The sequence below is a fragment of the Deltaproteobacteria bacterium genome (assembly GCA_016874755.1).
In the GTDB taxonomy this organism is placed as follows: domain Bacteria; phylum Desulfobacterota; class Binatia; order UBA9968; family UBA9968; genus DP-20.
In genome coordinates this window covers 123149-142515 of record VGTH01000006.1, presented here as the reverse complement: position 1 = coordinate 142515, position 19367 = coordinate 123149, and the positions used below count along the sequence as shown (strand labels likewise).

Annotated in this window: 17 protein-coding genes; 10 read left to right on the top strand and 7 right to left on the bottom strand. The window is 57.4% G+C overall.

Translation table 11 applies throughout. The features are described from left to right. The first annotated feature begins 112 nt into the window (after positions 1-112). From FJ145_05705 to FJ145_05685, 5 genes are all read left to right on the top strand, one after another. On the top strand, positions 113-1141 hold the full coding sequence (locus FJ145_05705; protein ID MBM4260924.1) for a hypothetical protein: 1029 nt from the start codon (positions 113-115) through the stop codon (positions 1139-1141). 270 nt (positions 1142-1411) lie between these two features. Further along, the gene (locus FJ145_05700; protein ID MBM4260923.1) at positions 1412-2686 is read left to right on the top strand and encodes a DUF3391 domain-containing protein; all 1275 of its coding nucleotides are present in this window, start codon (positions 1412-1414) and stop codon (positions 2684-2686) included. Further along, entirely contained in the window at positions 2686-4209 is a 1524-nt protein-coding gene (locus FJ145_05695; GenBank protein ID MBM4260922.1) for a PAS domain-containing protein, read from the top strand. The genes FJ145_05700 and FJ145_05695 overlap by 1 nt, the downstream gene beginning before the upstream one ends. A 117-nt stretch (positions 4210-4326) precedes the next feature. Next, positions 4327-4548 carry an SDR family NAD(P)-dependent oxidoreductase gene (locus FJ145_05690; protein ID MBM4260921.1) on the top strand — a complete coding sequence of 74 codons (222 nt, stop codon included), beginning with the start codon at positions 4327-4329 and terminating at the stop codon, positions 4546-4548. After that, a complete protein-coding gene (locus FJ145_05685) occupies positions 4545-5096 on the top strand; it encodes an SDR family oxidoreductase (protein MBM4260920.1) in 552 nt (183 codons plus the stop codon). Before FJ145_05690 ends, FJ145_05685 begins: the two co-directional genes overlap by 4 nt. Before the next feature lie 76 nt (positions 5097-5172). Here the strand turns inward: FJ145_05685 and FJ145_05680 are convergent, their stop codons facing one another. Next, positions 5173-6255, bottom strand: coding sequence for a zinc-binding dehydrogenase (locus FJ145_05680; protein ID MBM4260919.1), 1083 nt, complete (start codon positions 6253-6255; stop codon positions 5173-5175). A gap of 95 nt (positions 6256-6350) precedes the next feature. Beyond that, the gene (locus FJ145_05675; GenBank protein ID MBM4260918.1) at positions 6351-7436 is read right to left on the bottom strand and encodes an amidohydrolase; all 1086 of its coding nucleotides are present in this window, start codon (positions 7434-7436) and stop codon (positions 6351-6353) included. Positions 7437-7605: 169 nt separating this feature from the next. Between FJ145_05675 and FJ145_05670 the strand changes: the two genes are divergently transcribed. Continuing rightward, complete coding sequence (locus FJ145_05670) at positions 7606-7860, top strand: hypothetical protein (protein MBM4260917.1); 255 nt, start codon at positions 7606-7608, stop codon at positions 7858-7860. A gap of 33 nt (positions 7861-7893) precedes the next feature. Here the strand turns inward: FJ145_05670 and FJ145_05665 are convergent, their stop codons facing one another. The 3 genes from FJ145_05665 to FJ145_05655 all read right to left on the bottom strand — a co-directional run bounded on the left by FJ145_05665 (position 7894) and on the right by FJ145_05655 (position 10788). Continuing rightward, the gene (locus tag FJ145_05665) at positions 7894-8982 is read right to left on the bottom strand and encodes a hypothetical protein (protein ID MBM4260916.1); all 1089 of its coding nucleotides are present in this window, start codon (positions 8980-8982) and stop codon (positions 7894-7896) included. 82 nt (positions 8983-9064) lie between these two features. Next, positions 9065-9265, bottom strand: a complete 201-nt coding sequence (locus FJ145_05660; protein ID MBM4260915.1) for a hypothetical protein — start codon at positions 9263-9265, stop codon at positions 9065-9067. Beyond that, the gene (locus tag FJ145_05655; protein MBM4260914.1) at positions 9262-10788 is read right to left on the bottom strand and encodes a long-chain fatty acid--CoA ligase; all 1527 of its coding nucleotides are present in this window, start codon (positions 10786-10788) and stop codon (positions 9262-9264) included. Before FJ145_05655 ends, FJ145_05660 begins: the two co-directional genes overlap by 4 nt. Positions 10789-10975: 187 nt before the next feature. On the opposite strand from FJ145_05655, the gene FJ145_05650 reads away from it, so the two are divergent. Both FJ145_05650 and FJ145_05645 read left to right on the top strand, forming a co-directional pair. Then, positions 10976-11752: an enoyl-CoA hydratase/isomerase family protein gene (locus FJ145_05650; GenBank protein MBM4260913.1), complete on the top strand. Its 777-nt coding sequence runs from the start codon at positions 10976-10978 to the stop codon at positions 11750-11752. Beyond that, positions 11700-12800 (top strand): ABC transporter substrate-binding protein, encoded by a 1101-nt coding sequence (locus FJ145_05645; GenBank protein MBM4260912.1) that lies wholly within the window; start codon positions 11700-11702, stop codon positions 12798-12800. Before FJ145_05650 ends, FJ145_05645 begins: the two co-directional genes overlap by 53 nt. A gap of 36 nt (positions 12801-12836) precedes the next feature. Here the strand turns inward: FJ145_05645 and FJ145_05640 are convergent, their stop codons facing one another. Beyond that, the gene (locus FJ145_05640; GenBank protein MBM4260911.1) at positions 12837-15134 is read right to left on the bottom strand and encodes a molybdopterin oxidoreductase; all 2298 of its coding nucleotides are present in this window, start codon (positions 15132-15134) and stop codon (positions 12837-12839) included. 336 nt (positions 15135-15470) lie between these two features. Between FJ145_05640 and FJ145_05635 the strand changes: the two genes are divergently transcribed. Continuing rightward, a complete protein-coding gene (locus FJ145_05635; GenBank protein MBM4260910.1) occupies positions 15471-17093 on the top strand; it encodes a fumarate hydratase in 1623 nt (540 codons plus the stop codon). A 58-nt stretch (positions 17094-17151) separates the two neighbouring features. Here the strand turns inward: FJ145_05635 and FJ145_05630 are convergent, their stop codons facing one another. Further along, positions 17152-17850 carry a hypothetical protein gene (locus FJ145_05630; GenBank protein MBM4260909.1) on the bottom strand — a complete coding sequence of 233 codons (699 nt, stop codon included), beginning with the start codon at positions 17848-17850 and terminating at the stop codon, positions 17152-17154. Positions 17851-18270: 420 nt separating this feature from the next. Between FJ145_05630 and FJ145_05625 the strand changes: the two genes are divergently transcribed. After that, positions 18271-19281, top strand: coding sequence for a hypothetical protein (locus tag FJ145_05625; protein MBM4260908.1), 1011 nt, complete (start codon positions 18271-18273; stop codon positions 19279-19281). The last annotated feature ends 86 nt before the right edge of the window (positions 19282-19367 follow it).

The following is a 19367-nucleotide window of genomic DNA, read 5'->3' as shown; positions in this document are numbered from 1 at the left end:
ACGCCAAGCATAGCTGGGCGGCGCGCAGACTACAACGCTCGCGCTACTCGCCAACGGTTTACTAAACGCCGTTTAGCGGCTAAGTTCGGTGCACTTTACTGAGGAGAGTGAGATGCGCCGGATTTTTCTTGTGACGGGATTTTTCTTGCTGATGGTAGCGCCGCTTTTTGGCCAGACGCCATTTTACCAAAACAAGACAGTGCAGATTCGCGTCGGCTTCGCCGCCGGCGGCGCATTCGATGTGTGGGCGCGGGTGATTGCGCACTATCTCGGCAAATACATTCCCGGTCATCCGACGATTGTTGTGCAGAACATGACCGGCGGCGGGTCGATGATTGCGGCGAACTATGTTTACAGCGTGGCCAAGCCGGACGGTTTGACTCTGGGTGTGGTCAGTCCGGCGATGTACATCGACCAGATTGCCGGCAAGAAGGAAGTGAAGTTCGACTGGTTCAAGTTCGGCTACATCGGCTCGCCGGAAAAGACCGATCGGATCTTTTACATCCGTGCTGACTCCGGCGTGAAAGTGCTGGAAGACATGCGCACGATAAGCGAAACGCCGAAGTGCGGCTCCACTGGCATCGGCACGGCGGCTTATTATTTTCCACGGCTGTTGCAGGATTCCTTCGGTTTGAAGTTGACGATGGTGCCCGGCTATCCGGGAGCAGCGGATGCCAATCTCGCCATCGAGAAAAATGAGATTCAATGCTGGAGCGGTACTATTCAAGCGTTTTTCGGCAGCGAGCCGGCGCGCACTTGGTCCAAGACCGGGTTTGTCCGGGTGCTGGTTCAAGGCGGCAAAAAGCGCGATCCGCGCATGGCCAATGTGCCGACCTTGTGGGAGCTGCTCGATAAACACAAAGTCAGCGACACCATGCGGCGCAGCGCCAAGTTGTTGGCGCTGCCCGATGATATGGGCCGGCCGCTCTTCGGCCCTCCGGGCATGCCCATGGAACGGTTAAAAATGCTGCGCGAGGGCTTCAACAAAATGATGCAAGACCCTGACTTGATCGCAGAGGTAAAGAGAAAGGGCTTGGACCTGACGCCCGCATCGGGCGAGGAATTGGAAGCGATCATCAAAGAAGCCGGCGTGCCGTCCGCAGACACGATACAAAAACTTCGGCCGCTTTTGGAAAATTGATTGTTCGCATGTCCTTTTGGCTGACCTTTGCGAGTTGCCACGCCCCATACTCGGTCTAATTTTGAGCTTTAACGCCATTCTGCGCCGGCTGGCCGCCAGTGGCGTTGCGCCGTCAAATTTCGCTTAGTTTTCACAAATCTCTGCCGATAGCTTCTATTAGCACGCGATGGTGTCCGCGCCGCGCGCGCAATGAGAGAGCATGGGGACCATTCTGGCAGTGGAAATAGCAATGCAGACACACTGGCGAATCGGTAGCTTGGGGAAAGCGTAGTGGCGACCAATCCTCAGCAAGAGGTCAACGCGACCAGACGGGTGCCGTTGTCAGAAGTGAAGCCCGGCATGTACGTGGTCGGTCTCGATCGTTCGTGGATCGATACGCCGTTTCTGTTCCATCGCAAGCTGATCAAGGACAGCGACGACATCGAGCTGTTCAAGAAGCACGGCATCCGCGAGGTGGTAATTGACCCCAGCCGCAGTGTCAATCTGGAGCCCGGCAGCAGCGCACCGGTCGAAGCCAAGAATGAGCCCGCGCCGTCAAATCGTCCCGCCATCGAAGTTCGTTCCGGCACCGCCAGCGAAGTTTCGTTTCGCATATTAGTCGAAGAATTCGAAGTGGCGCGCAAGGTTCATGACGAAGCGCTGTCGGCAACGCAAAGCATATTCGACGGCGCCGGCCGCGGCGCGCCGATCCCGGCGCAGGTGGCGAAAAAAGTCGTCAGCGACATCACCGGCTGTATTCTGCGCTCGCCCGATGCCAGTCTGCTCCTCACCCAGATGCGCCGCTTTCAGAACGATCTGTTCGCTCACGCGGTGAATGTCTGCGTGCTGTCGCTGGTGGTCGGCGCCGCAGAGGGTCTCGAGACCGACAACCCGGTGCTTGGTTTTGGCGCGCTGCTCCACGACGTTGGCCAAACCCGGCTGCCGCGTAATCTGCTGCGCAAGACCGATCTCTACACCGACTCGGAGCGCCGGCTGATGGAGCAGCATCCGACACTGGGCTTGAACGTCATTCAGCGCAGCGAAAACATTCCTGAAGCCGCGCGGCTCATCGTTGCCCAACACCACGAGCGGGTTAACGGTACCGGTTATCCAGCGAAGCTCAAGGGCGACGAAATTTCGATTTACAGTCAGATCGTCGCGATCACCGATGCGTACGATTCAATGTTAATCGGCCGCAGCCACTCGCCGCTGCAACCGATTGAAGTGCTGCGGCAGATCTATATCGATGCCCAGGGCGGCGCCTTCGACCGCTCTTTGGTCGAAAAGGTCATCCGCGCGTTGGGCGTGTACCCGATTGGCAGCCTGGTCGAACTCAATACCGGCGAGCGCGGCATCGTGATCGCCGCCAACCGCGTCGACAGTCTGAAGCCGACACTGCGCATCGTTGCTTGGCCGGGCGCCGCCGAAGGAGAGGAAGGGGCGGTGGTGAGCTTGGCCGAACCGGGACCAGTCGAACGGAAAATCGTGCGCGTGCTCGACCCGGGAAAAGAGCGCATCGACATCATGGCACATCTGCAACTGGCAGCCGGCAACTTGGTTAGCTGATGAATCTTCTGGCTCAAACAGAATCGACGATAGTCGCCGACGAGCCGCGCCGCAGTTTTGCCCAAGCTCTGCTCGATGCCCTACCGATGGCGGCATTGGTGGCCGACGCGCGTGGGCGCATCGCCGCGTTAAATCCACAAGCTGAGCTCTTTCTCGGTTGGAGCACCGCAAGCATCCAACTCCATCCGGTGCATGACATTCTCGAATGCCGCATGGACGATACCGGCGAGCCCGCCGACGATTGTCCCGTGACGCGCCTGTTGAGTGGCAGCACGTTGGAGCCGGAGGGCCGCATGTGGGTACGCTGCCGCGACGACAACCTGCGGCCGGTGCAGTTCCGCTGCACGCCGTTTCCGACGGCCGGCGGTACCGGCGTGATCCTCACGTTTAAAGATTTGACCCGCCAGCTCGAATTGGAAAGGGACCTGCGCCGTCTGGCGTGCATTGCCGAGGAGAGTCCCATCGCCATTGTCGAGCTTAACGCCGACGGCAATATGATCCACGCCAACCCGGCGATGATGCAGCTGGTGCAGCGCTTTGGTTTTAGCTCGGAAGCGCGGCCGGCGATCTTGCCGGCCGAAATTATTCAACTGACGGCCCAATGCCTAAAGCAACAGAACGAACTGGCCGGCGTCGAAGTGCAACTCGGCGACACCTACTACGAATGGAAGCTTACACCGGTGCCGCACGCCAAGCTGGTGCGTGGCTACGGCATCGATCTAACCGAGCGCAAGCGGGTTGAGCTGGAACTCGTCGATGCCAAGATCAGAGCGGAAGCTGCCAGCGCGGCTAAATCGGAATTTCTCGCCAACACCAGCCACGAGCTGCGCTCGCCGATTCACGTCGTGCTCGGCATGGCCGATCTGTTGGCGCAGAGCGACCTCAGCGAAGAACAACGCATGTATCTAAAGACCTTGCGGTCGTCGGCCGAAGGGTTGATGACGGTGATGGGCGATATTCTCGACATGGCGGCGCTCGATGCCGGCTCGATCCGACTCGAAGCTGATTCGCTCGAATTTCATGCGTTTCTGAGAAAGCACATCGAGCCCTGGGTGCGCCGCGCACAGGACAAAGGGCTGGGCCTTCAACTGCTAATTAACAAGGGAGTGCCGCTCAAGGTCCAATGCGACTATAAACGGCTCGGCCAGTTGCTGAATAAACTTTTGAGCAACGCAGTCAAGTTTACCGACTCCGGTCAGATTGTCGTCGAAGCGGACCGCGGCGCGATTTGCTCCAAAACGGTGCGGCGCGGCAAAAAGAAAGCCGCGGCGGCGGAGGAGTTTTCACTCTTTGTAACGATCAAAGACTCGGGCATTGGCATACCGCGTGCCAAGCAAGAGGCGATCTTTTCATGCTTCACGCAAGCCGACGGCTCCACCAGCCGCTCCTACGAAGGCGCCGGTTTGGGCCTATCGATTGCGAAACAGCTCGTCGAGCTCATGGGCGGTCGCATCGGTGTCGAGAGTGAGCCAGGGCAGGGCAGTAAGTTCTGGTTCACGGTGCCGATGGCGGAAATCTGTTAGCCTAATCACTACGGTTCAGTTTTAACTCGCTCCTCCCCATAGAATTGCTACTCACAATCAGTTTGTAGGGCACCGTTTCGGATCACTGCGCACGGTGCACCCTATCCATTTGTTTGGATGTGGGCTAAACATCGGAAGATGATGAACCGACAGGTAGACCTGCAGGGCCAGATCGCCTTCATAACCGGCGCTACTGGCATAGGCCGAGCAATGGCGCAAGCGATCGGCAAAGCCGGCGCCAAAGTCTGGATTGCGTCGCGCGACGGCGGTGCGATCGAACGGGCTGTTGCTGAACTCAAGAGCGATGGTATCGCTGCGGCGGGGATTGTCTCGACGTGACGCGGCCCAGCCAAGTTGAAGACATCGTGCGACGGATTTCCGCGACGGACAGCAAGATCGATATTCTCATCAACAGCGCAGGCGTCATGATCAAGCATCCAGTGCTCGAAATCCCAGAGGAGACTTGGGATCACATCATCGATGTAAATTTGAAAGGGACTTTTCTCTGCACGCAAGCTGTTGCGCGCAGCATGATCGCGCGCGGCTACGGCCGCATCGTCAACTTCTCCTCGGGCCAAGTGAAGGGCAACGCAACCAACTCTGCCTACGCGGCCTCGAAGGGCGGCGTCGAGGCGCTGACCAGAACCTTCGCGCTGGAATTGAAACAACTAAACCTCGATGTGACCGTCAACGCCGTTGAGCCGGGCGGCACTGACACGCCGATGTGGCGGCGCGGCAAGAGCGCTGAGTACATCCAGCGGTCACTTGAGTCCGGCCATATTCGCGGCGCCGATCACATGACGGCGGCGATGCTTTATCTGATGAGTCCGGCGAGCCGGTCGATGAATGGTTGTCTGATCGATCGGGATTTTATTCCGCCGCTCTGACGGTTGGATTTTTCTTGGCCAAAAAAAGAGGAGCCTCGGTGGGCTCCTCTCATTTAGATCGCGCTCGATCGTTGCTTTAGAAATTGATCACGGCTTTGACCACCGAAAAGCTCGCCATCGCCTGCATCGCTTCGTTGATCTGATCGAGCTTGTAGCTCTTGGTGATCATTTCTTCGAACGGAAAGGTCTTTCTGCGCGACGACAGAAAATCGATGGCTTGCAGCCAGTGGCGCGGCTCGCCGGAGCGCACGGTGATGAAGAGCATTTCTTGGGGAATTTTTTCCACGGCGATGTTAGCCTTGCCGCCGGCACCGATGTTCAAGTAGCGGCCGCCGTCGCGCAAAAGCGTCAATCCTTCCGGCACGGCCATGTTGTTGGCGACCTGAACGACGACGTCGGCACCGCGCCCGGCTGTTTGGTCGCGCACCCATTGGCGGCGCAGTTTCTCATCGGTCACTTCTTCCAAGTTCAGCACTGCGTCGGCGCCCATTCTTTTGGTCACTTCAAGGCGCGCCGCCGGCGCACCGATGACCAGAACTTTTTTGGCGCCGCTGTCTTTGGCCACCGCGGTGGCGAAGTTGCCGAGCGGCCCGCTGCCCTGGATGACGACGGTCTCGTGCGATTTGATTGCGCCCAGGCGGTCGAACCCGTGCATGACCGTGCGATAGGCGCAGGCCGAAGCGGCGGCGGAGGCGGAGCTCACGTCTTCGGGCACTTTGATGATCAAACATTCCGGCGGCACATACATATATTCGGCACAGCTGCCGAGTAGATAGGGATGTTGATCGCTGCGATTGTGCCCCCACGACGCGCGGCCGCGGCAAATACAGGGCTGGCAGGCAACCGAACAATAATAGCAAGAGCCGCAGGCGACGTAGCTCCAGACCACGCGGTCGCCGCGTTTCACGGGCTGACCGAGAATGTCGGTGCGCTCGCCGGCGATATCTTCGACGGTGCCGCAGGGTTCATGGCCCGTGATGATCGGCAGTGTGTCTTTATCGCCGAGCGGTCCGTGCCAACGATGCACGTCGGTGCCGCAGAGCGTCGACGCGGAAATCTTGATTAGCAGCGAGCCCCGATCCAACGTGGGAATCTCCACCTGCTGAATGGATAACGGTTTATTGTGTTCAGTAATAATGGCGGCACGACAGGTAGCCATAGAAAAATCCTTTCTTGAGGTTAGCAACAGCGCGTGCCTGGCGCCCTTCAGGATTGCTGGAACAATGCTGACGGCGCCAGGCAGCGTGACGTGGTTTAGAGCGGCAGCTTATAGAACGTCTCGGCGTTGCGCCAAAGCATGGCGGCCTTGTCGTCGCTCGAGATCTCGTCGCTTTCCATTAGCTCGCCAAGGTCATGCTTGCAGCTTTCGTTGGTGACTTCGTGCGGGAAGTCCGACGAATAAAGAAACGGCATGTTGCCGACCGCCTTGATGGCGAAAGGCAAAGTCAGCTCCTCGGTCTCGATGCCGAGATAGACGCGGCCATCTTTGATCAGCTGTTTGAGCTTTTTCCCCGGGTCGTCTTCTTCGCGCACGCCGAATTCACCCTGGGGAATATGTTGAAAGTGAGTTTCATGGGAAGCGTGCAGCCGTTCGAGGAGCAGCAACAGCCAGGCGACGCCGCCCTCGAGAAAAGCGATGCGCACCCGCGGGAAGCGCTCGAAGATGCCGTTGTAAAGAATGTCAGCGCAATTGATGGTTAACCCCCACGGGTGGCCGAGGGCGTGCACCGGCACATACATATTCATGTGATCCATGCCGAAACGATCGTGGGCGCCGCCATGCACGGCTAGGCAGCAGCCGAGCCGATTGGCTTCTTCATAGACTGGCCAGAATTGTTTGGCGCCGAGCGGCTGCGCCAAGCCATTCGACGGCATCATGCCGCCCAACATACCGAGCTTGGTGACGGCGCGGTTAAGCTCTTTGGCGGCTTCTTCCGGGTCCTGCATGGGAATGATCGCCATGGATCTAAATCGCGAGTTAAACTTCAAATAGGTCTCGGACAGCCAATCATTGTAGGCTTTGCAGACGGCGACGGCGTAGTCGCGGCTGACGATTTTGCCATAGGATAGCGCTAGGGTGGGGTACATGACCGTCCACTCGATACCGACGTCGTCGAGAAAATCGAGCCAGCCCTTCGGCCCCACCGGCGCGCGTTGATCACGCTGTGGCGGCGTTTCCACGGCGCGTCCCGCGTGGAGATGGTCCAAAGGCGGGAAGCACATGCCTTTGCGACCGAGGATCTCCCGATAGGCGCCCTCCATGTGGGCGATGATGCCGGCGTTGTCTTCCATGATATGACCGTCGCCGTCGATGATTCTGGTTCCCAGTTTTGCGCTCATTCTTGTTTCCTCCAAATGACGAGTTTTCGATTGCCGCTGCAATCTTTTGTTTCCTTTTTATAGTCCGACTTTAGTTTGATGATCAAGTGGCCGTCTGTGTTCTGGCTCGCGTTTCGCGCTAGTTTCGGATATGGAAAGCGCTGAAACAACGAACTTTCGGAGGATAATCATGGCTGAAGAAACCGCGGAACAGAAACTAACGCGTCTCGAAGCCGAGAACAAGGCGTTGCGCGATCAAGTGGAACGGAAAAAGCCGGGACAGCTGAGCTTGAAGATCGGCGAGAAGGGCGGGCTCTCGCTCTATGGCCTGGGCCGCTTTCCAGTGACGCTTTACAAGGAACAGTGGCACCGCTTGCTCGATTATACCGACGAGATTCGCCAATTTTTAAAGGATAACGACAGCAAACTGAAAGCAAAGGAATAAGACAACAAACGGTTGTCTCACACCGTTGCCGAGTTAGTTTTGGTATTCGAGAATCTCCAGTCCGTTCAACCGGTCGATCAAGTACACAAGGCCATCGTCGGTGCGATAGACATCGTTGCTCTTGACCGTTTTCTGTCCGGCGCCCGGGCTGGGCACGTAGTAGCCCAGCTCCTTTAATCCATAGGGATTGGTGATGTCGACCACACGCAGACCCCCGCTGAACCAGGTGACAAACATCTTGTTGTCGTAGACCTGCTCGGCGGGCTGGTGCGCGCCATATTGATTGCCGGGGGCGATGTCCCGGGCGCCGTCTGGATTGAAGGTCGACACCGACACCGGATTTTTTTCGTCCGTAATATCCACCATCCACATAAACGCCGGCGGTGTCGGCGCGCGCTTGCCGGCCTCTTCATCGACCACGACCATCATGTCGCGGCCGGCCAACTTCCAGGGAATCGGCAGCGTCGTATGAATTGGCGACGGATAGGGCGGCGACCAGTTCAGACCGCTGATGAATTTGGGTTTGCTCATGTCGCTGATATCGAGAATGACAAAGCCGCCGTGCCAGTAACTCACGTAAAGCCGATCGCCGTAGCGAATCGGATGGTGGCACTGATGCGCGGTGCCTTCCCACGTCGGCTTTTCACCACCGCCGATCCACTGGCCGGGCATCCACCAGCGGCCGATTTCCGTCGGCTTGGTCGGATCTTTCATGTCGACAATCATCGGAATGCGGCCGATGTAGCCCTCGACATGGACCGATAGATAGGCGTAGCGACCATCGTAGGTGAAGCGGTGCACGCCGCCGTTGGTCTCCATGAAGCCAATCTCACGCGGCTTTTCTTTGTTCGAGACGTCATAGATTTTTAGCCCGGTCGGCAAACGCTCTTTGCCGCGGTATCTCTCCAAATTCACCAGCATGATGTCGCCGCTGACCCGCACCTTATGCGAGTGCACGCCCTGGGGAATTTCGATGGACGCAACGATCTTTGGATGCTTCGGATCGCGCACGTCGACAATCGATGTGCCATGCGGCGGGTCCATGTGGCCAACGTAGGCGTAACCATCTTGCACAACGACTTGGCCGCCGCCGGCAATGTCGGTGCGGCCGACGAGCTTCATGTTCTTGCGGATGCCGAATTGGGGCGCATTGTTCGCGGTCATAGGTCATCCTTATTAGCGAGATCTGTTGTAACAATTCCGTTCATCGGTGGTCAAATGGATTCTCGATCTGGATCTTGCTTGACACCAGCTTGCCTTCTTTCTTCGCGCCGTCATGTAGCAGTTTCTCACGATCTGGCCCCATGTGTTTCGCCAGCTCTGCAGCGCTTCGGGCCGGCGTTTGCGCTGTTGCGTGGTTTACGAAAAGTGCAGCAATGGAAAAAAGCGTGAACAGCAATCTCATGTCGATCTCCCGATCGTGCTTTGCAGTTGTCCGCGATCGATTTTGCCGAGGCCGGTGCGCGGCAAGGCCATAACGAACTCGATGACTTTCGGCGCCTTGTAAGCGGCAAGCGATGCTTTGCAGAAATCTATCAGGGTTTCCGCATCGCAGCGCTGCTCGCCATGAAGCACGATGAATGCCTTAACCGTCTCGCCCCAGTCGGAGCTTTTGAAGCCGATCACGGCAGCTGCGGCCACCGCTGGGTGTTTGCGTAGAGTTTCTTCAATCTCGTCGGGAAAAACACTGATGCCGCCGCTCTTGATCATGTTCTTTTTGCGCCCGGAAATGTGCAGATAGCCTTCGCTGTCGAGGAAGCCGACATCGCCGGTATGGCACCAGCCGCCGGCGAGAAATTCTTCGGTCGCTTGCGGATTGCGGTAGTAGCCCTGGATCGCCAGCGGTGTGCGCACGCAGATTTCGCCTTGCTCGCCTTGAGGCAGTTCGTTGCCGTCGTCGTCGGTAATCCGTGTCTGCACGCACCAGATCGGCTTGCCGACAGTGTCCCCGTGCAGCTCCCAGTCTTCGGCATCGACGCTGGTGATCTGGCCGCAATCGGTGGAAGCGTAGGCTTCGAAGACGCCGGGGCTGAGACGCTGCCGCGCTTCGCGCGCAAGCGCCTTAGACAAATGGCCGCCGGTGATACCGAGGAAGCGCAGCGATGAGGTGCGATACTTCGGCAAACGCTCCGAGCGCAACAGCCGTTCGCATAACAGCGGGACAAGCATCGTGTAGGTAATTTGCTCGCGCTCGATAGTCTGTAGGAATCGCTCGGCTTCGAATTTCTCGTGGATGATAATTGTGCCGCCGAGATAGAGAATCGCCATCACTGAGCCGCGTCCGGCGTTGAAGTGCACCGGCAGCGCCATCAAGGCGCGCTCATTGTGGTTCATGCCTTTGGCGATGTTGTAGTTGAGGCAGCGCAGCGAATATGTCTCATGATTGATGCTGCAGGCTTTGGGAAAGCCCGTCGTGCCGGAGGTGATCATTAGGAGAAACAGATCGTTGCCGGCGACTGCGATTCGAGGATCATCGGGTGATCCCCGCGTGACGGCATTCTCAAAACCAATGATGCCGCTCGGGGTCGTATCGGCAACTACGATCAGCGCCCCATGCTTGACCTGTTCTGCGACAATCTTGAGCAGTGCCGCGGTCTCTTTGCGCGCTTCGATGAAGAAGGCCTTGGGCGCAAAGAAGCGCGCCATGGCGTCGCATTCCGGCGGGCTCCAGTTGAAATCGAACGGAACTGCCAGCGCGCCAACCTTAGCGATGGCGAAGATCGCTTCGAAATGCTCGGCGCGGCTGCCGATGGAGAGTCCGACCAAATCGCCTTTGACAACACCTTGGGCGAGCAGGTAGTTGGCCAACCGGTTGGTCCGTTCATGAAATTCGCCATAAGTCACCGATCGGTGCGCGTCGACAATGGCGCGCTGGTCGGGAAAGTGCTGGGCGTTGCGTGGCAGGGATTCGCCGATGTTCATATGCATCCCGTGAGGCTAAGGCGTTAGGGGTAAGAAGTTTCCGGACGCCTCGCGCCTCACCCCTCACGCCTCACGGTTCATAGTCTTGTTTGCCAATAGCCGATGCTCCGGCCGCTTGCAAGGCGTGTCGGTTGACCGCGTGCGGTGGTCGGTGTTATGCGCGTAGAAGCTTTACACAAGAAAGGTTCAGGCCATGATCAAGCAGGGCAAGTACGCCATTTTAGAAACCCGCGGTGCGGTGGCGAAGATTACTATCAACAGACCCGAGAAGCGCAATGCGCTCAGCCGTGACACGATTCGCGAAATCTTGGCTGTGTTCGAGGAACTGCGCGAAAACGACGAAATCGCCGCGGTGTTGACCACCGGCGCTGGAGATGTGGCCTATTGCGCGGGGCGCGATCTGTCAGAGTTTCCCACCGAAGGGGGGCAGAACCGTGGCAAGGATCGGCGCAAAGAGCCGCGCGCCTATCACGTTGCCGAAACCATTCGCACCTTTCCAAAAGTGACGATTGCCGTCGTAAATGGCTTTTGTCTTGGCGGCGGCATTACGCTGCTCTTGCCCCACGATTTAGCGATAGCGTCGGACAAAGCGATGTTCGGCCTGCCGGAAATCAAGCGTGGCTTTTTGCCCTATCCGATCATCGCCACCATGTTTAAGACGTTGATTCCGACCAAGTTTGCCTTCGAGATGATTCTCACCGGCGAGAACTGGGACGCGGTGCGCTCGATGAACGCCGGCTTGATCAACCGCGTCGTTCCCCATGCAAAGTTGCAGGACGAGGCGTGGAAGTGGGGCGAGGAGATCGGCAAGTTCGATAAGACAACGCTGAGGTATTGCAAAATGGCGGCGCATTCGTCGATGGAAGCCGTAAGCGTGCCGATGGCCGCGGAAGTCGCCTGGTTGATGCAGGAAGAGCATGCGCTGGTCAATCCACGGGCCTATGCGGGAACGAAGGAGTTTCATAAGTAGGCGCGAGGCAACAGGCATGAGGCGTGAGTTCGGAATGAGTTTTTCGTGGCAGAAAAGTAAGTTTAGGACGATCGGTGCAACAATATTGCTGATCGGTCTGGTTTGCGGGGAGGTTTTTGCTGCCTCGGCCAAAACCCAGCTGCGGGTTGCTTACAGTTCTATTTCTGGCTCGGCAGTGATTCCTTGGATCGCGGTCGACAAGGGGATATTTGCCAAATATGAGCTTGACGTCGAGCTGGTTTACATCGCTGGCGCGGCGGCCATGCAGTCGCTGCTCAGTGGTACGACGCCGATCGGCGTCCAGGGCATCGAACCGGTGATGCGCGTTAATGCTCAAGGCAACGATACGGTGATGATCGCCGGGTTAGTTACCAAGCCGCCGTTCTCGATGATCGTGCGACCGGAGATTCGTGAGCCCAAGGATCTCAGAGGCAAAGCGATGGGCGTGAGCCGCTACGGCTCGACGACTGATTTGTTATTGCGCTTGACCCTCGACAAATGGGGGCTGAAACCCGAAGTGGATGTGCCGATTATCCAGATGGGTGGCGTGCCGCCGATACTTTCGGGCATGCAGAGCAAGAAAATTTTCGGTGGTCCGATTTCGCTGCCGACTTTGGCGTTGGCCAAGCAAGAAGGATTTCGCGAGCTAGTCGATCTGGCCGAAGTCATTCCCGACTACCAGTCTGCGGGTGTGGTGACGCGGCGGTCATTCATTCAAAAAAATCCTGAAGTTGTGCGCAACTTCGTCCGCGCTATGGGCGAGTCCATCGCAGTTTTCAAAAATGATCTAGCATTCTCCAAAAAGGTCATCAAAGAACGCTTGAAAATCGACGATCCACTGGTCGGTGAAGAAACTCAAAAGACCTACATCAAGTATGTTCCGCGCGTTCCATATCCAAACCGCGCCGGGATTGCGTTGGCCAAAGCGTTCATGGAAAAGACGGAGCCCAATGTCAAACCGCTTTCTGTGGACGATCAGTTCGATGCGTCCATTGTGCGCGCTCTCGAACAGAGCGGCTTCTTCAATAGTTTTTATACTGCGCGCTAATCTCAGATTCTTTTCTACTTGTGGAGCTTGTGCCCGTTAGATTTTGTTGATTCTGCAACGCTGGCCGCGATGCGCGACGGAGGCGCTTTGGGTGTCATTGTCTGAATTGGGAACGAGCAAGTTGGTATTTGCACCGGTGGCCGAGAACGGATCGTGGCCGCTCAGCTGCAATTTTGCGCAGCCCTGCCACCAACCGTACACTGTAGCTACCACCTCAGGGTGAAGTGACGGGTTGAGCTTTGCTCTTAACCGCACTTTGCCGGTCTTGGTTTCGACGCTGACCCAGTCGCCCTGCTGAATGGCTCTCGCACCGGCCGTATTGGGGTGCAGCTCGACAAACGGCTCGGGGACGGCGTTGCGCAGGCGCGGAATGTTGCGATGCTGTTCATCGCAGAAGTGGATGTCACGAAAAAAAGTCAGCGTCAGTGGATACTCGTTATCCATTACTGTGCTGAACTCGAACCGAGGCAGCGCCGGGTAACCCGCTTGGCTCAGTGTCGTGGAAAAAACTTCGATTTTGCCGGTGGGCGTAGCGAAACCACGTGGCGCTTCGGAAGCCGGCTCGATCTCCGCGTGTTTTTTGTAGCGTGTCTTCACCGCGGCGCGCATACCGGTGGGATTTGCCCGCAACTGTTCTACCGTGAGGCCGGACGGTGCGAGCTGGTAGGCTAACGCAGAGTCGTTGTCGCCGTGGAAGAACGGTTTCTCCAATTCCAGTCGCTTAGCCAACGCGAAAACGATTTCCACTTCCGAGCGCGCCTCGCCGACGGGGTTCGCGACCGCTGGCCGTAGCTGTGCCCAGTTGACTGTATCCTCCGCAATCTCAAACGACGGCATCAGGGCTTCGCGCTCCCAACAGGTCGTTGCGGGCAGAATCAGGTCGGCGAAGATAGCGCTTGGATTGATCGTCGTGTCGACGTGGAGGTAGAAATCGAGGGCTTCAAGCGCCGCCTTGCCGAGTAGTGGGTCGCCATGGCCGAGCAGCGGATCGCTGCCGAACAGCACCATAGCTTTTACCGGGTAGGGTTTTTCCGTGAGGATGGCGTCGTAGACCTGCGCGGCCTGAACGATGCCTGGATCGGCCGGTGGACCGAGCGGATGTTTGTCGAGGCCCAAGCGCAGGTTTGCTTGTTCTTTGGAAAGCAGTTCTCGGCCATTGATTGAGTTAGTCGGTGTCGCTGCGAACAGCACGTTGCTGCCGCGTTGATCGTATTGTCCCGTGAGGGCGTAGAAGATGCAGACGGCGCGGTTGGTTTGCAGCGCGTCGTTGTCCTGTTCGAGGCCGACCCAGGTGCAGTAGCTCGATGGCTTTTCTTGGGCGAACAGGTGGACGGCTTTGCGGACCTCTGCCGCAGCCACGCTCGTGATCTCTTTCGATCGTTCCGGAGCGAATGGTGCGGCGGCTTGCTTTAGAGCTTCGAACGCGGGACGGCAGGTCACTTCGGAGCCGTCGCGCAGTCGAATCGTGAAATTCCCGACTATCTCGGGCGCATTAGCTTTGTGATGCGCCACCAAACCGTCGTGCCCATCCCACACCATCCAGGTATTTCGCTCACCGTTCGCGCGCACGTCGGCCGCCGTCAGTAAATGCTGATTGTCATCGCGCACGAGAAACGGCCCGTTGGTCCATTGGCGCACGAACTCGGCGTCATAGAGATTCTCGTCGATCAAGACATGAATCATCGCCATCGCCAGCTCGCCGTCTTTGCCTGGACGGATGCGCAGCCAACAATCGGCCTTCGCTGCCAAGGACGTTTTGCGTGGATCGATGACAACAAGCTTAGCGCCGCGGTTGCGCGCGCGGCTAATGCGCACCGCCTGCGCGGGCGATGTCGCGGGAGGATTGACGCCCCAGATCAGCATGCAACTCGTATTGTCGAAGTCGGGCAGCGGCATCGGGCTGCCGTAGGTGTATTTGGAGCCGACCCGGCGGTTCCAGGTGCAGATGTGGTTCGAAGTCAGAAAATTGGGGCTGCCAAAGGCGTTGGCCAACCGCTGCGCCCAGCCATCAAAATCGATGGCGGCGCTGCCCGCCGTGGTCGCGCGCGAGAAGACGACCGCTTCCGCGCCGTAGTTGTCCTTGATGTCACTGAGCCGTAACGCGGCAAGATTGAGGGCCTGCTCCCAGGTGATCTGCACCCAACCAGGATTTGGGTCGCCCTTGGGACGCGTTCGCACCAGCGGCTGCAGCACGCGATCAGGTGAGTAGACAATCTCCGGCGCCGCGGCGCCTTTGACGCAGATGCAACCGTTGGGGTGATCAGGATCGGCGTTGACCTGCATTAGGCGGCCGTCCTCGACCGTGGCGACGACGCCGCAGCGCGACGTGCACATGGCACAGTAGGTGTGGAATTTTTCGATAGCGATCCCTCCGGGTCCCGTCCACGGTAAATGACGGCTTCTAGCAGGTCAACAAGCGCCAGCGATCAGTTTGGCAAATTTTCTAGGCCGACCCGCTGTGAGCGCCCGCGTTGGTACGGGGCTTTTCCGAGCCCTTCGACTGAGCTCAGGGCGAACGGATTGGAGGTTGAAAGTGTTGCGAAAAGTCCGTTCGTGCTGCTTGTCGAAGCATTCCCACGAGCTGTTTGGTAACCCGCTAGACCGATGAACACATCGACTTTGGAAAATTTTTCCTCTAGGATTGGTTCAAAATTATTGAGGTAGGAGCTTATGGCGACACCACCATTTGTTTATCAAGATCCGCTTCCATTGGACAAAGACACCACCAAATACCGGCTGCTCACCAAAGAGCATGTCTCGATAGCTCAGTTCGAAGGTAAGGAGATACTCAAGGTTGCACCGGAAGCCCTCACGTATTTATCGAGCGTGGCGATCCGCGATGTCTCGTTCCTCCTGCGCACCGCGCACCTGGAAAAAGTCTCGGCGATTCTCAAAGACCCCGATGCGTCGCAAAACGACAAGTACGTCGCGCTGGCGATGCTGCGCAACGCGGATACATCGTCCAAAGGCATCCTGCCGTTTTGCCAAGACACCGGCACGGCCACCGTGTTTGGCAAGAAGGGCCAGCAGGTGTGGACTGGAGTGAAGGACGAAGAATATATCGCCAAGGGTATCTACAAAACCTATACCGAAGAGAACCTGCGCTATTCGCAGACAGCACCGCTGAATATGTGGGATGAAGTCGATACCGGCACCAACCTGCCAGCGCAGATCGATCTGATGGCCACCGACGGCATGGAGTATCAGTTCCTGTTCGTTACCAAAGGCGGCGGTTCGGCGAATAAGACGATGCTCTATCAGGAGACAAAAGCGCTTTTAAATCCGGCAAGTTTGGAAAAGTTTCTCACCGAAAAAATGAAAACCCTCGGCACTGCGGGTTGCCCGCCGTATCATCTGGTTTTCGTCATTGGCGGCACGTCGGCTGAGGCCTGTTTGAAGACGGTGAAATTGGCAACCACAGGTTATCTCGATCACCTGCCCACCACCGGCAATGCCCATGGCCGCGCCTTCCGCGACGTCGAGTTCGAAGAAAAAATGCTGCAGCAGGCCTACAAATCGGGCTACGGCGCGCAGTTCGGCGGCAAATATTTCGCGCTGGATTTGCGCGTGATCCGCTTGCCGCGCCACGGCGCTTCGTGCCCGGTGGGTATGGGCGTGTCGTGCTCGGCGGACCGTAACGTCAAAGCCAAGATCAATAAAGACGGCGTCTGGCTCGAAGAGCTGGAGCGTGAGCCGGGGCGGCTGATCCCGGAGGAGTATCGCGGCAAGTTTGCTGCGAACGTTATCCAAGTCGATCTCAATCGGCCGATGAAGGAGATCCTCGCGCAGCTGACGAAATATCCTGTGACAACCCAGCTGTCTCTGGAAGGAACCATGATCGTCGCCCGGGATATCGCCCATGCGAAGTTGAAAGAGCGCTTGGACAAAGGGGAGGGGCTGCCGCAGTATCTAAAAGACCATCCGATTTACTACGCCGGCCCGGCCAAGACACCTGAAGGCTTGCCATCTGGTTCCTTCGGCCCCACCACCGCCGGCCGCATGGACTCCTACGTTGAGCTGTTCCAGTCCCACGGCGCAGCGCTGATCACGCTCGCTAAAGGTAACCGGAGCCAACAAGTGACCGACGCTTGCAAGAAATACGGCGGCTTTTATCTTGGGTCAATTGGCGGCCCGGCAGCGATCCTGGCCAAGGAGAATATCAAAAAAGTCGAACTGCTGGAGTATCCGGAGCTGGGGATGGAAGCGGTTTACAAGATTGAAGTGGAGGACTTCCCCGCGTTTATTCTAGTGGATGATAAAGGCAACGATTTCTTTAAGCAGATTTTGCACTAATACTCTGTGGCCTCGCACGCACTGGGCAACACGCGCGTGCGAGGCCACGTGTCAGGTTCTATAGAAAATTCTCCAGCTCAAGCCTATCATTGTTAAGGAACCGCCCCTCAATTCGTATTGGCTCGCCGACGCGCAGGCGGGTGAATCTATCGTTAACGCCTTGTTTGGGATTGAAGGGGAGTGTGACGATGACCAGCCGGTTCTGCGCGTTTCGCACTTCAAAGAGCCCACGCCCCCGATCCAAGTACTCCACCATGCCCTCGAAACGCTCCAGCCCCCCGATGGCTCCCGCGTTGCGCTCTTGTCTATTCTGCCGGAGGTCGATGACGTCGGCCCAGATTCTTCCTTGGCTATCGCGTCGCGGTGTGACGGCAACATAGTCACCTGGGTTGAGAAAAAAGCTTCCCGTAACCTTGCCGCGAGTTCTCCATTCCGTGGTCTGATGGTAGCCGAGCGTCCACTTCCGACCGCCGTTAGTCTGGAGCTCGAAAAGATTGGTTCGGTTGTCGTGACTTACCACGTCGCCGATGAGCGATCGACTAAGGGCTCCGGCTGGGGCCGCGGCTGCCCGCTCTTGAGAAGACTGGCGCACGCGAATCTCATCGCTATACAATCGTCCCGAGCTCTCTTGGTAAACTCGCATGTCGATGTAATCGCCAGGCTCCAGGTTGGTGGGCGAATATTCCTTGTTTTGGAATATGACGCGGGTGCGATTGTCGTAGTCGATTTTATGAGTGCGTCCGGCATCTGTGCGCAATTAGATCTGTCGGGCCGAGGTGACGACGTCACGTACCTCACCTACCATCGTAGTTTGCGCGCTGCTCCCCGGCAAAGTTGTTATGTCTCCAATGCGACCGCCTTCATTGCGCGGCGTACTTTGGGTGCTTCTTTTTGGAGCTTTTCTAGGGCAGCCCGCCAATGGCAACAGCGCAACTGTTAGAATAGGGTTCGTGTCAGAGCCTTCATAAGTCCTCCTGGGTCATTTGATGCAAATGTACCTTGTCTTTGCTTCTACTTCCAACTATTTGACGATCCAGTGGCAGCTCTGCTTCACTCAACCCTGACTTTTCCGGCAGAGCCAAGCGCCTGTATCAGCGCATCTTTCATTTGACCTGGGCTTGCGGCTAAGGGTATTTTCTACCATCGCCCAGTGGCAAAACGCCTTGGAGGAATCCCCATGCCCACCATCGATGCCGATGCCCATGTGATCGAATGCGATCAGACTTGGTCCTATGTCGAAAACCCTAAAATCCGTCCCTACATGGTAACGCCTGGTGGTGGTCGGCCGTCGAATTGGCTGATTGACGGCCGGGTGTTTCACCGCGGCGTCAATCTCGACAAAGGTCTGCCGCTCGATATCATCGAGATGCGCGACATCAAGGGCAGGCTAAAGCACATGGACGAGCTGGAGATCGACGTTCAGGTGCTCTATCCGTCGCTCTTTCTGCGGCCCCTGACGACCAAACCCGAAGTCGAAAATGCGATCTGCCGGAGCTACAACCGCTGGTTGATCGACATCTGCGCCAAAGGCGAGGGGCGGCTGGAATGGATCGGTCAAATACCGGTGATCGATATTCCCAGCGCCGTGGCGGAGATCGAATTCGCCCGCGCCAACGGCGCCTGCGGCATTTTTCTGCGCGGCTTGATCGACGACAAACGGTTGAGCCATCCGCGCTTTCATCCGATCTATGCCGCGGCGGAGAAAGCCGAGCTGCCCGTTTGCGTGCATGCATCCACCGGCAATTTCGATTGGATGGAAATGTTCGACGGCGAGAGCGGCTTCATGCGCTTCAAGGCGCCGGTGCTGTCGGGTTTTCATTCGCTTGTGCACGATGGCATTCCGAAAAAATACCCCAACCTGAAATTTGCTTTCATCGAAGTGCGCGCTCAGTGGATCCCGTACATGGCCGTGGAGATCGCCCGCCGCTTCGAGCGCGCCGACAATTCGGTGGCGCGCAATTTGATTCGCGATAACCATGTATGGGTCACCTGTCAGACCGACGACGACTTGCCGCAGGTCCTGAAATATTCCGGCGAAGATAACATCGTCATCGGTTCCGACTATGGCCACAACGACACCTCGTCCGAGATCGAAGCACTGCGCACGCTGAAACAGAAGGGCGAGGTGGAGCCGCGGATTATCGACAAGATTCTCTACGACAATGCCAAGGCATTGTATGGACTGTGACGTTTCGCCCATCGCGGCTAGAGTCTGGAGTCTAGTGTTGCGGGGCAGGGAACTCTAGACGCCAGACCCTAGACATTAGACGATAT

Coding starts and splice junctions, on each gene's coding strand:
- FJ145_05645 (MBM4260912.1), top strand. CDS start 11,700: ATGCGCTGGTCAATCCACGGGCCTATGCGGGAACGAAGGAGTTTCATA.
- FJ145_05625 (MBM4260908.1), top strand. CDS start 18,271: ATGCCCACCATCGATGCCGATGCCCATGTGATCGAATGCGATCAGACT.
- FJ145_05650 (MBM4260913.1), top strand. CDS start 10,976: ATGATCAAGCAGGGCAAGTACGCCATTTTAGAAACCCGCGGTGCGGTG.
- FJ145_05705 (MBM4260924.1), top strand. CDS start 113: ATGCGCCGGATTTTTCTTGTGACGGGATTTTTCTTGCTGATGGTAGCG.
- FJ145_05695 (MBM4260922.1), top strand. CDS start 2,686: ATGAATCTTCTGGCTCAAACAGAATCGACGATAGTCGCCGACGAGCCG.
- FJ145_05640 (MBM4260911.1), bottom strand. CDS start 15,134: ATGTGCACGTCGCGCTGCGGCGTCGTCGCCACGGTCGAGGACGGCCGC.
- FJ145_05635 (MBM4260910.1), top strand. CDS start 15,471: ATGGCGACACCACCATTTGTTTATCAAGATCCGCTTCCATTGGACAAA.
- FJ145_05665 (MBM4260916.1), bottom strand. CDS start 8,982: ATGAAGCTCGTCGGCCGCACCGACATTGCCGGCGGCGGCCAAGTCGTT.
- FJ145_05660 (MBM4260915.1), bottom strand. CDS start 9,265: ATGAGATTGCTGTTCACGCTTTTTTCCATTGCTGCACTTTTCGTAAAC.
- FJ145_05655 (MBM4260914.1), bottom strand. CDS start 10,788: ATGCATATGAACATCGGCGAATCCCTGCCACGCAACGCCCAGCACTTT.
- FJ145_05670 (MBM4260917.1), top strand. CDS start 7,606: ATGGCTGAAGAAACCGCGGAACAGAAACTAACGCGTCTCGAAGCCGAG.
- FJ145_05690 (MBM4260921.1), top strand. CDS start 4,327: ATGTGGGCTAAACATCGGAAGATGATGAACCGACAGGTAGACCTGCAG.
- FJ145_05680 (MBM4260919.1), bottom strand. CDS start 6,255: ATGGCTACCTGTCGTGCCGCCATTATTACTGAACACAATAAACCGTTA.
- FJ145_05675 (MBM4260918.1), bottom strand. CDS start 7,436: ATGAGCGCAAAACTGGGAACCAGAATCATCGACGGCGACGGTCATATC.